The 16,791-nt window shown below is 42.9% G+C and carries 18 protein-coding genes and 1 other annotated feature; of the genes, 17 read left to right on the top strand and 1 reads right to left on the bottom strand.

What is annotated here, in order from left to right; translation table 11 throughout:
- Positions 1–245 precede the first annotated feature (245 nt).
- Positions 246–1,178, bottom strand: a complete 933-nt coding sequence (locus OTG27_RS14600; protein WP_268937284.1) for a Na/Pi symporter — start codon at positions 1,176–1,178, stop codon at positions 246–248.
- A gap of 236 nt (positions 1,179–1,414) precedes the next feature.
- On the opposite strand from OTG27_RS14600, the gene rpsU reads away from it, so the two are divergent.
- The 17 genes from rpsU to glyS all read left to right on the top strand — a co-directional run bounded on the left by rpsU (position 1,415) and on the right by glyS (position 16,660).
- Positions 1,415–1,588 carry a 30S ribosomal protein S21 gene (gene rpsU / locus OTG27_RS14595; protein WP_028391853.1) on the top strand — a complete coding sequence of 58 codons (174 nt, stop codon included), beginning with the start codon at positions 1,415–1,417 and terminating at the stop codon, positions 1,586–1,588.
- Between the two features lie 14 nt (positions 1,589–1,602).
- Positions 1,603–2,046: a GatB/YqeY domain-containing protein gene (locus OTG27_RS14590; RefSeq protein ID WP_034308521.1), complete on the top strand. Its 444-nt coding sequence runs from the start codon at positions 1,603–1,605 to the stop codon at positions 2,044–2,046.
- 300 nt (positions 2,047–2,346) lie between these two features.
- Entirely contained in the window at positions 2,347–3,666 is a 1,320-nt protein-coding gene (locus tag OTG27_RS14585; protein ID WP_370029054.1) for an NfeD family protein, read from the top strand.
- Between the two features lie 56 nt (positions 3,667–3,722).
- A complete protein-coding gene (gene floA / locus OTG27_RS14580; protein ID WP_370023731.1) occupies positions 3,723–4,706 on the top strand; it encodes a flotillin-like protein FloA in 984 nt (327 codons plus the stop codon).
- 22 nt (positions 4,707–4,728) lie between these two features.
- Complete coding sequence (locus tag OTG27_RS14575; protein ID WP_057278841.1) at positions 4,729–5,223, top strand: hypothetical protein; 495 nt, start codon at positions 4,729–4,731, stop codon at positions 5,221–5,223.
- Between the two features lie 128 nt (positions 5,224–5,351).
- Positions 5,352–5,636 carry a sporulation protein YqfC gene (gene yqfC, locus OTG27_RS14570; protein WP_034308511.1) on the top strand — a complete coding sequence of 95 codons (285 nt, stop codon included), beginning with the start codon at positions 5,352–5,354 and terminating at the stop codon, positions 5,634–5,636.
- Between the two features lie 15 nt (positions 5,637–5,651).
- Positions 5,652–6,839, top strand: a complete 1,188-nt coding sequence (gene yqfD / locus OTG27_RS14565) for a sporulation protein YqfD (RefSeq protein ID WP_034308509.1) — start codon at positions 5,652–5,654, stop codon at positions 6,837–6,839.
- Between the two features lie 3 nt (positions 6,840–6,842).
- On the top strand, positions 6,843–7,805 hold the full coding sequence (locus OTG27_RS14560; protein ID WP_268937282.1) for a PhoH family protein: 963 nt from the start codon (positions 6,843–6,845) through the stop codon (positions 7,803–7,805).
- 189 nt (positions 7,806–7,994) lie between these two features.
- Positions 7,995–10,160, top strand: coding sequence for an HD family phosphohydrolase (locus OTG27_RS14555; protein ID WP_098865762.1), 2,166 nt, complete (start codon positions 7,995–7,997; stop codon positions 10,158–10,160).
- Positions 10,157–10,633: an rRNA maturation RNase YbeY gene (gene ybeY / locus OTG27_RS14550; RefSeq protein ID WP_034308501.1), complete on the top strand. Its 477-nt coding sequence runs from the start codon at positions 10,157–10,159 to the stop codon at positions 10,631–10,633. The genes OTG27_RS14555 and ybeY overlap by 4 nt, the downstream gene beginning before the upstream one ends.
- The gene (locus OTG27_RS14545) at positions 10,611–10,988 is read left to right on the top strand and encodes a diacylglycerol kinase family protein (protein WP_034308499.1); all 378 of its coding nucleotides are present in this window, start codon (positions 10,611–10,613) and stop codon (positions 10,986–10,988) included. The genes ybeY and OTG27_RS14545 overlap by 23 nt, the downstream gene beginning before the upstream one ends.
- Before the next feature lie 39 nt (positions 10,989–11,027).
- A complete protein-coding gene (locus OTG27_RS14540; protein WP_048685709.1) occupies positions 11,028–11,426 on the top strand; it encodes a cytidine deaminase in 399 nt (132 codons plus the stop codon).
- Positions 11,419–12,348, top strand: a complete 930-nt coding sequence (gene era / locus OTG27_RS14535; protein ID WP_034308493.1) for a GTPase Era — start codon at positions 11,419–11,421, stop codon at positions 12,346–12,348. The genes OTG27_RS14540 and era overlap by 8 nt, the downstream gene beginning before the upstream one ends.
- A gap of 99 nt (positions 12,349–12,447) precedes the next feature.
- A complete protein-coding gene (locus OTG27_RS14530) occupies positions 12,448–12,591 on the top strand; it encodes a YqzL family protein (RefSeq protein WP_065310843.1) in 144 nt (47 codons plus the stop codon).
- Between the two features lie 33 nt (positions 12,592–12,624).
- Positions 12,625–13,377 (top strand): DNA repair protein RecO, encoded by a 753-nt coding sequence (gene recO, locus OTG27_RS14525; protein ID WP_034308490.1) that lies wholly within the window; start codon positions 12,625–12,627, stop codon positions 13,375–13,377.
- A 58-nt stretch (positions 13,378–13,435) separates the two neighbouring features.
- Positions 13,436–13,612, top strand: a binding site (T-box leader).
- Between the two features lie 95 nt (positions 13,613–13,707).
- Positions 13,708–14,604, top strand: a complete 897-nt coding sequence (gene glyQ / locus OTG27_RS14520) for a glycine--tRNA ligase subunit alpha (protein ID WP_054400193.1) — start codon at positions 13,708–13,710, stop codon at positions 14,602–14,604.
- Positions 14,591–16,660, top strand: coding sequence for a glycine--tRNA ligase subunit beta (glyS, locus tag OTG27_RS14515; RefSeq protein WP_268937281.1), 2,070 nt, complete (start codon positions 14,591–14,593; stop codon positions 16,658–16,660). Before glyQ ends, glyS begins: the two co-directional genes overlap by 14 nt.
- Positions 16,661–16,791: the final 131 nt, after the last annotated feature.

The following is a 16,791-nucleotide window of genomic DNA, read 5'->3' as shown; positions in this document are numbered from 1 at the left end:
CATTCAATAACCGTTTTATTTATAATGGCAGTAACTGCTTTTATCTAACATCATTCTCTAATGAAAGTTTGCTGATTTTGATAGTAGCTGTTTTATTATTGAGTGGTTTGAGCTTATTGAACCATAAAACTAATTATAAAAGGTTAGCTGAAATCGTTTACCGCCCTAATTATCTATGCGTTTAGGTTATGACTATCTTATTTATGGCTGTCCCATAGTCAGTTGCCAATGACTTTGGACAGCTCTTATTTTTTTAAGTTTGGCCGATGCACCCAAAGAATGAGGTTGGAGAATCGCCGTGCGAATGGCAAGACGGCCAAAGAAGTCAAGATATTGAAAATGACACTGGCATGCGCGAGCTGTGTCCCTTTGTTTTCGGTGAAATAGGCAGCCGCACTTTCCAGGATGTCCACAAAAGGCAGGAATGCGGCAACCCCGATGATGTTCAGCCAAATATGTGCATAAGCTGTGAAGGCAGCTTGTCTGCCAGAACCGATGCTGGCCATGTATCCGGTGATGCAAGTGCCGATATTCGATCCGAGCATGATGATGATTGCCGAGGACACGGATAACTCCCCATTCATCAAAAAACTCATGGCTATCCCGATGGTTGCAGAACTGGAGTGAATGAGTGCCGTCAATAATAACCCGGCAATCAGGGCATAACTCATATGGCTCTCTATGTACTGGATAAGCGTTTGTATGGATGGATAGGCTGCAATCGGTGTCGAAAGCGTTTTAAAACCGCTCATCGCCGCGAAGATGGCCGAGATTCCGATCAGGGACATTCCTAGGCTTCTCGGGAATGCTTTTGGCATGAAGCAAAGGAAAGCGCCGCTTACGACACCGGGAATGATCCAGCGATCCAAAGAGAAAGTCATGAACTCTGCTGTAAAGGTGGATCCGATATTCGTTCCAAGAATGATCCCGATTGTTTGCGGGAATGTTAAGCTTCCTGCGGAAACGAGGCCGACCGTCATGACCATGACCGCCGAGCTGCTCTGCAGGATCCCGGTAAAGATGGTTCCGGCCAAGAAGCCTTTCCATGGCTTATCCGTCACCTTTGAGAGAAATGCTTTTAATGCTGCACCGGACATATTGAACAGTCCGATTCGTAAAACCGACATACCTGCCAGAAATATCGCTATGAATAAAATGAATAAAAATAGCTCATGCATGACTGTCACCTCATAGTAAGCTTATGGCCCATTAACGGGGGACATGCTATAAATTGGAATTTCATGCAAGTTGAATCATCGCTTAGTGAAAAATTATGATAATAACACGATTATATTCAAAATAAGTTTGATTTTATTGGTTGACCTGTTAAAGATGATATATTATAATTGTTTAGTACATGTATAACATGTTGACAACTTGAGTTAGTGTGTTGTTTTCGGAGGGAGGGAAAGAGATGTCTAAAACCGTCGTTCGTAAAAACGAATCGCTTGAAGATGCTCTTCGTCGTTTCAAACGTACTGTATCTAAAGCAGGATCGCTTCAGGAAGCTAGGAAGCGTGAATTTTATGAAAAACCAAGCGTAAAACGTAAGAAAAAGTCTGAAGCTGCAAGAAAACGTAAATTCTAAGAGAGGGTGGAAAGATGAGTCTTCTCGAGCGTTTAAATAATGATATGAAACAAGCGATGAAGAACAAGGAAAAGGACAAACTATCTGTTATTCGGATGCTGAAAGCTTCTATTCAAAACGAAGCCTTGAAGCAGAGACAAGATTTAACAGATGATGAAGAATTGACAGTGCTCTCTCGCGAATTAAAACAACGCAAAGACTCCCTCCAGGAGTTTGAAAACGCAGGTCGTTCAGATCTCGTGGATAAAGTCCGCACCGAACTAGTATACGTAGAGGCATATATGCCTCAGCAACTTTCAGAAGAAGACATTTCTAAAATCGTTAACGAAACGATTTTAGAAGTCAATGCAACATCCAAAGCAGATATGGGCCGAGTTATGGGAGCTTTAATGCCTAAAGTTAAAGGTAAAGCGGATGGTTCTCTAGTTAACAAATTAGTACAACAACATCTATCTTAAACTCTAAACTTAAAACTCGAAACCTAACCGCAGGCAAATTGCCTGTGGTTTTTGTGTATTTCATGAATTTTATGCGTATATTATTGAAACGAAGCCCAAGATAATTGTGGCACTTTTAATTTTATTTGCTTTTTTTTGAAACCTTTTTCATATACATACGTAATAACTAAAGAACAGGGTAAAGGGTTGCTTCAATTGCTCCTTATTCGAATTTTAGTTGCGGGCTGAATTTACTGGTAAGTTCCTGGATAATGGGACACTTACCGCGTTTAATACGGGAAAGGGGGCGTTCCGTTGAAAATTTGGCGTTATTTATCTGTTCTCCTATTTGGATTGCTGTTCACCATGTCCTCCTTTGGTGGAGCGAAGGTATCTGCAAACGAGAAGATCGTTTACCATGTACCCATTGAAGAAACGGTGGAAAAGGGACTCTCGGCCTTTTTGGAACGAGCACTGACCACTGCTGAAGCAGCAGATGCAGATCTTGTCGTTTTCGAGGTGAATACCCCTGGAGGTGCTGTGGATGCAGCGGGGGAAATTGCAAAGTTACTGGCGGATTCACCAATAAAGACAGTTGCCTATGTCAATAACAGGGCTTTATCTGCAGGAGCATACATTTCTTTAAGTGCGGATGAGATCTATATGGTTCCGAGTGCCACCATGGGATCTGCAGCTGTGATTGATTCAACAGGGAACGCTGCAAGTAAGAAAGCGCAATCTTATTGGTTGGCTGCCATGAAGACCGCTGCTGAACAAAATGGACGTGATCCCATATACGCCCAGGCGATGGCGGATGTTGACATCGATTTACCCGAATATGGAGCAGAAAAAGGGAAGCTGCTGACATTTACAGCCGAACAGGCAAAAAAGGCTGGGTATAGCGAAGGCACCGTCTCTGGAAAAGCGGAGCTGTATAGTATACTTGGAGTTGAAGATGCTGATATTCGGTCAATCGAAGAAAGCTTTCCTGAGAAACTAGCCCGCTTTTTGACCAATCCGATCGTCGTTCCCATTTTATTAACGATAGCGGGAATCGGGATTGTGATGGAATTGTTTTCACCCGGTTTTGGAATTCCGGGCGTAATTGGAATCACCAGTCTTGTCTTATTCTTCTATGGTCATCTTGTCGCCGGTATCACCGGATACGAATCGTTAGCGATGTTCATCATTGGGGTCATTCTCGTACTAATTGAATTTTTTATCCCAGGGGGGATTATCGGGCTGCTCGGGTTTACAGCGGTAGTGGGGAGTCTATTCCTTGCGACAGGTGATCCGGTCCATATGACGATCTCCTTGCTAATTGCGGTCACCGTATCCATTTTGGTATTCATCCTACTTGTAAAGGTGTTTGGAAAACAGATGAAATTTTTCAGGAAAATGATATTAACCGATGCAACAAAAACGGAACAAGGATATGTCAGCAATCCGAATCGTTTGGATTTATTAGGTGCAGAAGGGAAGGCCCTAACAGATTTGAGGCCTTCAGGAACAGCTTTGGTCAAAGAAGAAAGAGTGGATGTCGTGACCGAAGGGAGCTTTATTTCCAAAGGTTCGACAATCATTATCGTTAAAGTTGAAGGGTCAAGGGTAGTCGTCCGGGAAATTCCGGATTCAAATTAAAATTAAAGGATACAGGAAGGATGAATCATTAAGTGATAACTTCAGGAACGGTATTTATTGTACTGGCAGTGATTGCTGCTATCATCGTATTGGCAGTGTTTTTCACATTCGTACCAGTCATGTTATGGATTTCCGCTTTAGCGGCAGGAGTCAAAATCAGTATATTTACATTAGTTGGGATGAGGCTTCGCCGTGTTATACCAAGCAGGGTCGTCAATCCCCTTATCAAGGCCCATAAGGCTGGAATCAATGTTTCGACGAATCAATTGGAGAGCCATTACCTTGCAGGCGGTAATGTCGATCGAGTGGTGAATGCATTAATTGCTGCAGAACGCGCCAATATCACGTTACCTTTCGAACGGGGTGCAGCCATTGACCTTGCCGGTCGTGATGTACTGCAAGCCGTTCAAATGAGCGTTAACCCGAAAGTGATCGAAACTCCATTCATCTCAGGTGTGGCGATGAATGGTATTGAAGTGAAAGCGAAGGCAAGGATCACGGTCCGGGCCAATATTGAACGCCTGGTCGGTGGTGCCGGTGAAGAGACGATCATTGCCCGTGTAGGGGAAGGGATCGTATCGACGATCGGTGCTTCGCAAATGCATACGGATGTACTGGAACATCCCGATTTGATTTCTAGAACTGTTTTATCGAAAGGGTTGGATTCGGGGACGGCATTCGAAATTCTTTCCATTGATATTGCTGAAGTGGATATCGGCAAAAATATCGGGGCCATATTACAGACGGACCAAGCCGAAGCGGATAAGAAAATAGCCCAGGCAAAGGCCGAAGAACGACGTGCGATGGCTGTTGCACTTGAACAGGAAATGGTTGCCCGTGTTCAGGAAATGAGAGCGAAGGTTGTTCAATCCGAAGCGGAAGTTCCGCTGGCTATGGCCGATGCACTGAAAAGCGGAAACCTTGGAGTGATGGATTATATGAATATCCAAAATATCACGGCCGATACGGATATGCGCGGTTCCATCAGTAAAATTTCCGAAAATCCAAAAGATAACAACAATAACCATAATAATAATTAGGTCAGGGAAGGAAGGTCTTTAAATGGGAGATTTTATTGATTTCTTTCTCAAGAACCCATTCCTTATCATTGTCTTGATCGGTATTTTAACGTCCATGTTAGGAAAGAAAAAACAGCCTCAAGATCCTAACACCCCTCCGAAAAAGAAATGGCAGGAGGTCATGCAGGAGCTTCAAGGTGAAATGCAGCAAGGGAATCAGCAGCAAAGACCTGCACCTGCTCCCGTAAGGAAAGTCGAACAGCAGGCAGCACAGGCTGCAGAAGTGATCGATGAGACGACGAACGAAGCGAACAAAAGGATTGCGGAGCTTAGACGGCTACAGCAGAAGTACGATCAAGAGCGTTTGTATCAAAAAGCGAAGGCGGATCAACTCACTTCAACGATTGCTGATAATAACAGTCCGGTCTATCGCAAAGGACCGTCTTTTGGCAAAAAGCAGCTGATTGATGGCATCATCATGTCAGAAGTGCTGGGACCGCCAAGGGCGAAGAGAAGTCTTCAAAGGTCCAGAAGGTGATTCGGAAGCCCCGGGCTTTTTTAGACCTTCATTAAATGAGCATGAAAAAATAGACTTTCATTCACTTATAATTTTGTGCTAGAACCCTCTTTCATTTCATACATTGAGATGAAAGGGGGTTCTTTTTTATGGCACGCAATTGGGGAAAAAAAGTGAAACAGCTTATGACCAAAACAATGGACCTTCCGCAAGATGTCATGATGGACCTGCCGCGAATTACAATGATCGGACAATTACATATTTATATTGAAAACCATCGTGGCTTATTGGCTTTTACAGACAGCGAAGTACGATTGATGCTGAAAAATGGGCAGTTGCTGATAAAGGGAAATGCCTTTGTCATAAAGACGATTTTGCCGGAAGAAATCATGCTCGAAGGCAAAATTGACAAGGTTTATTTTATCAATGAATGATCCCGGGAGGTCTCCATGAAAAACCAATGGACAAACTATTATACAGGCTATGTAAAGGTGAAGGCTTACGGAAAAGGTGCAGAACGGTTAATTAATATGCTGACGAGAAGGGGGCTTCATATCTGGGATGTGAAGCGTGTCGGAAGTGAAGCCCTGATTTTCCATATGGATATCAGGGATATCCCCAAACTACGTCAGGTCATGCGTAAGAGTGATTGTAAAGTAAAGTTCATGCAGGGAAAGGGTTTCCCTTTCCTGATGAAGAGAGTCATGAAAAACAGCGGGTTTTTAGCGGGGATGATCGCTTTCCTGCTATGTATATTTGTACTTTCCAATATGGTATGGGGCATCGAGGTTCAAGATGCCAAACCGGCAACCGAGCATGCCATCCGAAAAGAATTGGACAAGATGGGCGTGAAGATCGGTAAAGTGCAATTCTTTGTTGATGATGTGGATACGATTCAGCGTAAGCTCTCGGACCGGATCGGTGCATTGACATGGGTGGGGGTCGAGCTAAAGGGAACGACATATCATTTTCGGGTTGTGGAAAAACGGCAGCCTAAAGAGGTCGAGAAAACATCTCCACAGAATTTGGTAGCATCAAAAAAAGCGATCATCGCTGATATGTTCGTTGAAAAAGGACAATCTATTGTTAATGTGAATGATTATGTAGGAAAAGGACAACTTCTTGTTTCAGGATTGATTGGTAAAGAGGATAAACAGGAAATTGTATCCGCAAAGGGAGTAATAAAAGGGAAAACGTGGTATAAAGCGAAAGTGGAAGTTCCGTTAAAAACCAAGTTTTCTGTTTTTAACGGAGATGAAACGAGCAAGCACTTTTTGAAAATGGGGGGCTTTTCCCTTCCGGTATGGGGCTTCAAAGATCCGGGATATGAAAAACAGGAAAAGGAAACGACAGTGAGGCCTTTTCACTTTCTTCAATGGGAGCTGCCGATTTCTTATAAACAAGTGACCTTAAGGAGCAAGGAAGATATTGTACGAAGCTATACGGAGAAAGAAGCGGTGGAGGAAGGCAGGAAAATGGCCAAAGCAGAATTAAAAAAACATTTAGACGAGGAAGATGAAATCGTCGAAGAAAAAATTTTGCACGAAAGCATGGAGAATGGTAAAGTTAAATTGTCTATACATTACCAAGTTATTGAAGATATAGCGATTGGACAGCCAATCATTCAAGGAGACTAACGAATGGCAGATGATGTGAAAGTAATTAAGCTCGAAATCGAATCACCCAATGAAGCGATCGCGTTATTGGGCAATGGAGATTCAAATGTAAAAGTGCTCGAAGAGGAACTTGGCATTTCCGTCATAACCCGAGGTGAAGCGGTGAGTGTTGCCGGTGATATCGAGCGGGTAACGATGGGGGAGGAAATCCTCAAGGCATTATTGACTGTAGTCAGAAAAGGAATTGCAATCAGTTCCAGAGATGTGCTTTATGCAATTGAATTGGCAAGAAAAGGCACATTGGAGTATTTCGGTGAATTATATGATGAGGAAATCGCTAAAACGGCTAAGGGGAAATCCATTAAAGTCAAAACAATCGGGCAGAGATACTATATTCAGGCAATAAAGAAACTGGATCTTGTATTTGGAATTGGGCCTGCCGGAACCGGGAAGACCTATCTTGCTGTAGTGATGGCCATTAATGCTTTGAAAAATGGACATGTTAAACGGATCATCCTGACACGGCCTGCCGTCGAAGCTGGGGAGAGCCTGGGTTTCCTGCCTGGTGATCTGAAGGAAAAGGTAGATCCTTATCTAAGGCCGCTGTATGACGCTCTCCATGACCTCCTGGGGATGGAACAGACGCTAAGGATGATAGAGCGCGGAACGATCGAAATAGCTCCCCTGGCTTATATGAGGGGTCGTACGCTTGAAGATGCCTTTGTCATATTGGATGAAGCCCAGAATACGACGGAAGCCCAAATGAAGATGTTCTTGACCAGGCTTGGTTTCGGATCGAAAATGGTCATTACGGGGGACCGGACCCAGATTGACCTTCCAAAAGGCATGAAGTCAGGTCTTGTCCGGGTAGAAGAGATATTGAAGAATGTTAAAGGCCTTTCCTTTGTTTATTTTGAACAAAGTGATGTAGTAAGGCATCCGCTTGTCGCTAAAATCATTACTGCTTACGAGCAGGCGAAGTCATAAGAAAAAATCCGCCATTTCAATCGGCGGATTTTTCGTGATGTGTCTAAATGACGAACTTTATGGTGGAAAAGTGGATATGAAATGACAGAACCTTTACATTTATCAATACGAAGGTGAAAATTCATATGAAAACTGTTATGATTTTACATATCTAGAATAATAAACATCATTTTTTTAGGAGGACCTTCCTTGAATCGTATCCAGAAATTTTTCACTCAAATAAAAGGGCTGTTGGTCCATCGTTTTTTTCAAGTGCTTTTGTTCATCATACTTGGTTTGTTTGCGTATGGTTTAATGTTCTCCAATGTGAAGCCGGAAAGGGTTCAGGTAGAGCTTTTTAAGCCTGCGGAACAAACGATCCGATCAACCAAGACTGTGGAAGATACCTATAAGACGGAACAGGAAAAAGAAGAGATTTCAAAACAGGTGGCGGATGTTTATTCTTTAAAAAAAGAATATGCCAAAAATAAAGTCGATCTGATTTCATCCATTTTCGATTCAGCGATTGAGGTGAATAAAGAAACGGACCCCGATGAAAATCATAAAGAAGATGAGGATAAAAAAGAGACCGTAAAGACGGATGCTCAAAAGGTTTCGATATTAAAAGAAAAATTGACTGATGAAGTGAATAAAAATATCGAGGAATCCGTTTTCCTAGCATTAGTGCAGGCGGATGAAGATGAGTTGAAAATAGCGAAGGATTCGACCATTACGGCAGTGAATAATGTGATGAGCTCCCGAATCGCTGCAAGTGACGTCGAAAATGCCAAGAAAAAGGTTGTAGAGGAATTGGGTTATATGAGCATTAGTGGCGATATGAAAAAAGCCTCCACTTCCCTTGCTCGTACGGCAATCATTCAGAATGTATTTTTCGATAAGGACAAAACCGAGGAACAGCGAAGGAAAGCGGTCGAAAGCGTGGAGCCGATCAGGATCCTTCAAGGCCAGATCATCGTTGAAGAAAATCAGTTAGTGGACAGGGATGTATATAGGCAGCTTGAACTGGCAGGCTTCTTAAATACGGAGTCCACCATTTACCCGTATATCGGCCTGCTGTTATTCATATTCCTGACTTTTGCGGCTTTTTATTATTATTTCTACTATTCCGTTTCCAAAAAGGATAACAAGTACAATCAGTTATTGATCTTCAGTCTTGTCTTTATCCTTTCAATGGCTACCATGAAAACGGTCAGCATTCTGGCAGACCTGAAAAACTCGAACTTGGAATACATTTTTCCGGGTGCCATGGCGGCGATGCTCATCAAGATATTATTGAATGATAGGTTAGCGGTAGCAATGATCATATTGTTAGGTTCGTATGGTACGATTATATTTAATGGTGATACACCTGGAAATCTGGATTTCTCGATGGGGCTTTATATCATTTTCGGGGGATTGACGGCAATCATCATCCTATCCAGGCCCAATTTCAAATCAAAGGTGCTGGTAGCGGGGCTGCTATTGTCTTTAATCAATATGGCATTTGTTTTTTCGCTCATCTTTATTATGGACAGCCATTATACTAGAATGGAGTACTTGTATTATGCTTCTGCTGCCATAGGTTCTGGAGTGGGTGCAGCCGTTTTGACAATGGGCCTGTTACCGTTTTTCGAGGCTGGTTTCGGGATTTTATCATCGATTAAGCTTATCGAGCTCGCGAATCCCAATCATCCGTTATTGCGGAAGATCTTGATTGAGGCTCCGGGTACATATCATCATAGTGTAATGGTCGCCAATTTGGCGGAATCGGCTTGTGAAGCCATCGGCTCGAATGGCTTGCTGGCAAGGGTCGGCAGTTATTATCATGATATCGGTAAAACGAAGCGGCCGCACTTCTTCATCGAAAATCAGATGAGTGAAGAGAACCCGCATGATCGGCTGCAGCCGGAAACGAGCAGGGATGTCATCATTGCCCATGCCTTAGATGGCGGGGAGATGCTGCGCAGTCACAAATTCCCGAAAGAGATTGTGGATATTGCAGAGCAGCATCATGGGACCACATTATTGAAATTTTTCTACCATAAGGCAAAAAAACAGGATGAGTCCACACTCGAGGCGGCCTACCGATATCCCGGGCCGAGGGCGATCATGAAGGAAGTGGCCGTCATCGGCATAGCCGACAGTGTGGAAGCTGCAGTGAGGTCGATGAAGCACCCAACTCCGGAGAAGATTGAAGAGCTGGTAAGTTTCATCATTCAGGACAGGATTTCTGATGGACAATTTGATGAATGTGACATTACTATGAGAGAATTAAGTATCGTGAAGCATTCCTTATGTGAATCGCTGAATGGTATCTTCCACTCCAGGATTGAATATCCGGAGCCGGATAAATTAGGACAGAAGGTGAAAGAATGATTTTAGCTATCGATTTAATGGATGAAACGAATGAAGTAACGGAGGAAGCTCAGCAGCTTGTTGAAAGCATTCTTCAATTTGCGGCAAGAAAAGAAAACATTGAAAAAGACACCGAGCTGTCTGTTACATTTGTAGACAATGATAGGATTCGGGAAATCAATAAAGAATATCGTCATAAAGATTCAGCTACAGATGTCATTTCTTTTGCGCTTGAAGAAATGGGGGAAGATGAAGTGGAAATTGTCGGAGCGGAAATGCCCCGCATGTTAGGTGATATCATCATTTCCATTGAACGCACGAAAGAACAAGCTGAAGAATATGGTCATTCATTTGACCGGGAACTTGGATTTTTAGCACTGCATGGTTTTCTTCATTTATTGGGATTCGACCACATGAATGAAGAAGATGAAAAAGTGATGTTCACAAAACAAAAGGAGATCTTGGAAGAATATGGACTTTCAAGAGAAGGATAAAAAAAAGTATCCTTTATTAAAAAGTTTCTCTTTCGCCTGTCAGGGAATTTTGGAGGCTGTTCGGACTGAACGCAATATCAAGATCCATTTCGCGTTAACGGCAATCGTCGTATTCTTTGGTTGGCACTTCTCATTGAATGGGATGGAGTGGCTTTTCATTTTGGCGGCCATAGCCGGTACGATTACGTTGGAGCTCGTTAATTCCGCGATTGAAAGGGTAGTGGACCTGGTAACGGACCAAATCCATCCGCTTGCCAAGCAGGCAAAAGATATTGCAGCCGGAGCTGTATTCATATATGCTATATTTTCTATAATAGTTGGATTGATTATCTTTTTGCCTAAGGTTGGCCTGTAGGTTGCCGAAATGGTACTCAATTTGAAAGGAAGATGTGAATTGAATACAAAAGAATTGATTGAGGAAGCTAAAAAAGCAAGGGATAAAGCTTATGTGCCTTACTCCAAGTTTAAGGTGGGGGCAGCCCTTTTAACCGCTGATGGAAAGGTCTATCATGGTTGTAATATAGAAAATGCTGCATACAGCATGTGTAATTGCGCCGAAAGGACAGCTTTATTCAGCGCTTATGCCCATGACGATAAAAAATTCACCAAACTTGCAGTCGTGGCGGATACCGATGGTCCCGTCGCTCCATGCGGGGCATGCAGGCAGGTTATTTCAGAACTGTGCGAAAAGGATATGCCGGTCGTTTTGACCAACTTACATGGGGATATAAAAGAACTAACAGTACAGGAATTGCTTCCAGGAGCTTTTTCACCGGAGGATTTAAATGGATAAACTATTTGACGATACACAAGTAAAAGGTTACAAATCAGGTTTCATTTCAATAATTGGACGACCTAATGTTGGAAAAAGTACATTCCTGAATCGGGTCATCGGCCAGAAAATCGCCATTATGAGTGATAAACCGCAAACTACAAGAAATAAGGTCCAGGGTGTACTTACGCAAAACGATTCACAAATGATTTTCATCGATACACCCGGCATTCATAAACCAAAGCATAAGCTTGGCGACTTCATGATGAAAGTGGCAACGAATACATTGAAGGAAGTCGATTTGATTCTCTTCATGATCAATGCGACTGAAGGATACGGACGCGGTGACGAGTTCATCATCGAAAAACTTCAATCCGTAAAAACGCCTGTTTTCCTGGTCGTAAACAAAATCGATGCGATGCATCCAGATGATTTACTTCCGATCATTGAAAAATATCAACAACTTTACCCTTTTGCGGCAGTCGTTCCGATTTCTGCGCTTGAAGGGAATAATGTGGATACCCTGCTTGAACAAATCAAAGAGCATCTGCCTGAAGGTCCCCAGTTCTATCCAGCTGACCAAGTGACCGACCATCCTGAACGTTTTATCATTTCCGAATTGGTCCGCGAGAAGGTACTGCACCTGACACGGGAAGAAATTCCGCATTCAGTGGCTGTTGTCATCGATTCAATTAAAAAGATGGACAATAGCGACACCATCAATGTCATGGCGACTATCGTTGTCGAACGGGATTCACAAAAAGGCATTGTCATCGGAAAGCAAGGGAAAATGCTTAAAGAAGTCGGAAGCCGTGCCAGGGTGGATATCGAAAACCTATTGGGCTCTAAAGTTTTCTTGGAACTGTGGGTGAAGGTACAGAAGGATTGGCGTAACAAAGCAAGCCAGCTTCGTGATTACGGCTTCAATGAAAGCGAGTATTAATTAACAAAATTTACGCATCATGAAAGTTAGGAAAACGGTCAAGCTAATCATATGGTCGGATATTCATATTGCTAGTTAAAAATGAAAGGTGGGCTTTATATGTTGGATTTTACCTGGGAATTATTCACTGAAACAGGTAATGTGGACACCTATTTGCTGTTTAAGGAGATAGAAGTCGAAAGACAGGAAAGACACTTGGGATTGAATGATGAGCTAGCAGAAATTGATTTTCCTGTTTCATAGGTTAGCCTTGGCGAGCATGGGTGGTGTCTTGGTATGCTCCAAAAATGTGAGGGCATTGTCATAAGGCGAACTGCATATGGAGAAAACAACAAAATCATTACTATATATACCCGTGAGCTAGGGAAAATTGGCGTCATGGCGAGAGGGGCCAGTAAACCTAACAGCAGGCTTTCTGCCGTCACACAGCTTTTTTGCTCCGGGTATTTTCTTGTAACCACATCAACAGGACTCGGCAGTCTTCAGCAAGGCGAAATGGTCGATTCACTCCGTTTCATAAGGGAGGATCTTTTTGCCACCGCTTATGCTTCATATATTGTTGAATTGCTTGATAAAAGCGTCGAGGATAAGAAACCGAATCCATATTTGTATGAATTGCTTTCGCAAACCTTGCATTACATAAACGAGGAATATGACGCGGAGGTTTTGACATTCATTTTTGAAATGAAGATGCTGCCCGTCAATGGGATTAACCCAGTGCTGAATCAATGTGCCGTATGTGGTGAAACGGAAGGGGAATTCTCCTTCTCGCTTCGGGAAGCGGGCTTTATTTGTCACCGCTGTCTGGGGAAAGACCCTTATCATTTTAAAATTTCACCTGCAGCCGTCAAATTGCTTCGGATTTTTTATTATTTAGATTTATCAAGGCTCGGAAACATTTCCGTCAAGCCTGAAACGAAAAAAGAACTGCGGAAGATCATCGATGCATATTATGAGGAATATTCCGGTCTGCTTCTGAAATCAAAAAAGTTCCTGAAACAGATTGATACGATGAAAGATATGTTTTAGGTTCTGACCTATTGACATTCCATGCTAGTTTGTATAAAATTCTAATCATCAAAATAAGAAGATTGCGTTGATGGAAAAGAGTATCTGTCATTCTCCATAAAAAGCGAACCCGGGACGGTGGAAGCCGGGATATGGATTTACAGGGAAGGGCGTTTCCGGAGCATGTTGCTTTGAAAAGAGGCCGTTTTGTAAACGGCAATTAGGGTGGAACCGCGGGTAAACTCTCGTCCCTATGCATTTCGCATAGGGACGGGAGTTTTTTGTTTGCCAAAATGTAATGGGTTTCCGACCTATATTCTAAAAGCCGTTTAAATAACCTGGAGGTGTACGATGAATATTCAAAATATGATTTTAACGTTACAAAAGCATTGGTCTGAGCAAGGCTGCATATTGATGAATGCTTATGATGTCGAGAAAGGGGCAGGAACGATGAGCCCATACACGTTCCTGAGAGCCATTGGACCGGAGCCTTGGAGCGTGGCTTACGTAGAGCCTTCCCGCCGTCCTGCTGACGGTCGTTATGGTGAGAACCCTAATCGACTGTATCAGCATCATCAGTTCCAAGTGATCATGAAGCCGTCGCCTGACAATATCCAAGAGCTGTATTTGGATTCATTACGTGCTTTAGGGATAAATCCGCTCGAGCATGATATTCGCTTTGTGGAGGACAATTGGGAAAATCCATCCCTAGGGTGTGCCGGACTCGGTTGGGAAGTGTGGCTTGATGGAATGGAAATCACGCAATTTACATATTTCCAACAGGTGGGCGGCCTTGAGTGTAAACCGGTTTCCGTGGAAATTACATACGGGATCGAACGTCTCGCCTCTTACATTCAAGATAAGGAAAACGTATTTGACCTAGAATGGACAAATGGATTCACTGTCCGCGATATATTTGGTCAGCCGGAATATGAACATTCGAAATATACGTTCGAAACCTCCGACCTTGACATGCTGTTTCAGCTTTTCACGATGTATGAAAAGGAAGCGCATCGACAAATGGAAGAAGGACTTGTACATCCTGCATATGATTATGTTTTGAAATGTTCCCATACATTTAACCTTTTGGATGCCAAAGGTGCCATCTCGGTGACGGAAAGAACGGGTTATATTGCCCGGTGCCGTAACTTAGCGCGTAAGGTTGCAAAAACCTTCTATGAAGAGCGGGAAAAATTAGGCTTCCCGATCCTGAAAGTGAAAGGGGAGAATACAAATGAGCAAGCGTGATTTGTTATTGGAGATTGGATTGGAAGAGCTGCCTGCCCGTTTTGTGACAGCCTCAATGAAACAGTTGTCCGATAAAGTGCAGAAATGGCTAACGGAAAAAGCGATAGAATTCGGGACGGTTGAAGCTTTTTCCACACCAAGACGTTTGGCCGTATTGGTGAAGGACGTGGAAGAATCCCAAAAGGATATCGAAGAAGAGGCAAAAGGTCCGGCAAAAAAAATCGCGTTGGACAGCGAAGGCAACTGGTCTAAAGCAGCATTGGGATTCGTCAGGGGTCAAGGCATGACTTCAGAGGACATATATTTTAAAGAACTCAAGGGTGTTGAATATGTCCATGTGAATAAATTCATAAAAGGACAGCAGACAGTTCAGCTTTTATCTGAGCTTGCTGAAATCATCAGCGGCATGACGTTCCCGAAAAATATGCGCTGGGCCAATCAGGAGCTCCGCTTCGTCCGTCCGATTAAATGGCTGATTGCCTTATTTGGCAATGAAATAGTGCCATTCAGCATTGCTGATGTGGAAACGGGCCGTGAAACAAAAGGACATCGTTTCTTAGGCAATAGCGCCATCATCGAGCAGCCGGAACGGTACGAAGATACGCTGACAGAACAATTTGTAATGGCAGATCCAGATAAACGCCGGCAAGTTATATTGGATCAGATTAAAGAGCTTGAGCAGGAGAAAGGCTGGATCATCCCTGTCGATGAAGATCTGCTTGAAGAGGTAAATAATTTGGTAGAGTATCCAACGGTGTTATTTGGACATTTTGAAGAAGAATTCCTTGAGCTTCCTGCTGAGGTGCTTATCACATCAATGAAGGAACACCAACGTTATTTCCCTGTTAAAGATCAGGAAGGGAACCTGCTTGCTTACTTTGTAACCGTGCGCAACGGCGATGACCGCCATTTGGATAAGGTTTCTAAAGGTAATGAAAAAGTATTGCGTGCCCGCTTATCGGATGCAGCATTTTTCTATAAAGAAGATCAGAAAAAAGAGATTTCGGATGCTTTGAAAAAGCTTGACAGCATCGTTTATCATGAAGAAATCGGTACATTGGCCGAGAAAACTGCCCGGGTAACTGAAGTGACCGGTGCTCTTGCGGATGCTTTGAATTTAAAGGCGGAAAAAGAAATGGCGCTTCGTACAGCGGCAATTGCCAAGTTCGATTTGGTAAGTAATATGGTTTATGAATTCCCTGAATTGCAAGGGTATATGGGTGAAAAATATGCTCTCTTAAAAGGGGAAGCCAAAGAAGTGGCCGCGGCTATCAATGAACATTATATGCCAAGGCATGCGGATGATGCTGTACCGCCTTCAGTCATTGGCGCGGTTGTGAGTTTGGCTGAAAAAATTGATACATTGTCTTCGTTCTTCGCTATTGGCGTCATCCCGACAGGTTCCCAGGATCCTTACGCATTAAGAAGGCAGGCGAGCGGTGTCGTCCAAATTCTAGCTGAGAAGAAATGGAATATTTCATTAGAGGAGCTTATTGTTTTAGGTCTTAAAGGACCGGAATCAAAAGGTATCTTAAAACGTGATCTTGAAGAAGTTAAAGCGGATATGTTCACATTCTTTAAAGCACGTGTCAAACACATGCTTCAAGAACAGCAAATCCGTTACGATTTGATTGACGCAGTTTTGTTCAATGAGATCGGTTATATCCACTCAATCGTGGAACGTGCACATGTATTGGATGCGAAAAAAGAAGAAGCAGGCTTTAAGGAAAGCCTGGAAGCTTTAAGCCGGGTCATGAACATTGCCGTAAAATGTGACAATCAGGTGACGATCGACCCTGCTGCCTTTGAAAATGATCAAGAAAATGCGTTATATGTAAAATATCAAAAAGTGGCAATGCGTTATATGGAATCTAAAGATGAGAATGATCGGTTTGAAGAGCTTGTTTCGCTTCAATCGGAAATAGAGTCATATTTCGAGAATACAATGGTCATGGCAGAGGATGAAGCAATCCGCAACAACCGTTTATCCTTAATGAAGGAAATCAGTGATTTGGTTGCAGGTTTTGCTGCCATGAATAAAATCATCCTTACATGATCGAAAGGATGTATGGAATCGGAAACCCTTTGAATATGGGTTTCCGATTTCTTAAAAAGATAAATGCTCAATAAATAGGACAAAAATGCCCTAATTAAATTATTTAGTATATAATTATTAAATGAATAACT

It is taken from the genome of Peribacillus sp. AS_2 (assembly GCF_026891895.1).
In the GTDB taxonomy this organism is placed as follows: domain Bacteria; phylum Bacillota; class Bacilli; order Bacillales; family DSM-1321; genus Peribacillus; species Peribacillus frigoritolerans.
This window is presented reverse-complemented; position numbering and strand designations above follow the sequence as displayed.

Excerpts from the sequence above, each read along its gene's own strand:
- OTG27_RS14600 (WP_268937284.1), bottom strand. The coding sequence starts at position 1,178 with ATGCATGAGCTATTTTTATTCATTTTATTCATAGCGATATTTCTGGCA.
- rpsU (WP_028391853.1), top strand. The coding sequence starts at position 1,415 with ATGTCTAAAACCGTCGTTCGTAAAAACGAATCGCTTGAAGATGCTCTT.
- OTG27_RS14590 (WP_034308521.1), top strand. The coding sequence starts at position 1,603 with ATGAGTCTTCTCGAGCGTTTAAATAATGATATGAAACAAGCGATGAAG.
- OTG27_RS14575 (WP_057278841.1), top strand. The coding sequence starts at position 4,729 with ATGGGAGATTTTATTGATTTCTTTCTCAAGAACCCATTCCTTATCATT.
- yqfC (WP_034308511.1), top strand. The coding sequence starts at position 5,352 with ATGGCACGCAATTGGGGAAAAAAAGTGAAACAGCTTATGACCAAAACA.
- yqfD (WP_034308509.1), top strand. The coding sequence starts at position 5,652 with ATGAAAAACCAATGGACAAACTATTATACAGGCTATGTAAAGGTGAAG.
- OTG27_RS14560 (WP_268937282.1), top strand. The coding sequence starts at position 6,843 with ATGGCAGATGATGTGAAAGTAATTAAGCTCGAAATCGAATCACCCAAT.
- ybeY (WP_034308501.1), top strand. The coding sequence starts at position 10,157 with ATGATTTTAGCTATCGATTTAATGGATGAAACGAATGAAGTAACGGAG.
- OTG27_RS14545 (WP_034308499.1), top strand. The coding sequence starts at position 10,611 with ATGGACTTTCAAGAGAAGGATAAAAAAAAGTATCCTTTATTAAAAAGT.
- era (WP_034308493.1), top strand. The coding sequence starts at position 11,419 with ATGGATAAACTATTTGACGATACACAAGTAAAAGGTTACAAATCAGGT.
- OTG27_RS14530 (WP_065310843.1), top strand. The coding sequence starts at position 12,448 with ATGTTGGATTTTACCTGGGAATTATTCACTGAAACAGGTAATGTGGAC.
- recO (WP_034308490.1), top strand. The coding sequence starts at position 12,625 with ATGCTCCAAAAATGTGAGGGCATTGTCATAAGGCGAACTGCATATGGA.
- glyQ (WP_054400193.1), top strand. The coding sequence starts at position 13,708 with ATGAATATTCAAAATATGATTTTAACGTTACAAAAGCATTGGTCTGAG.
- glyS (WP_268937281.1), top strand. The coding sequence starts at position 14,591 with ATGAGCAAGCGTGATTTGTTATTGGAGATTGGATTGGAAGAGCTGCCT.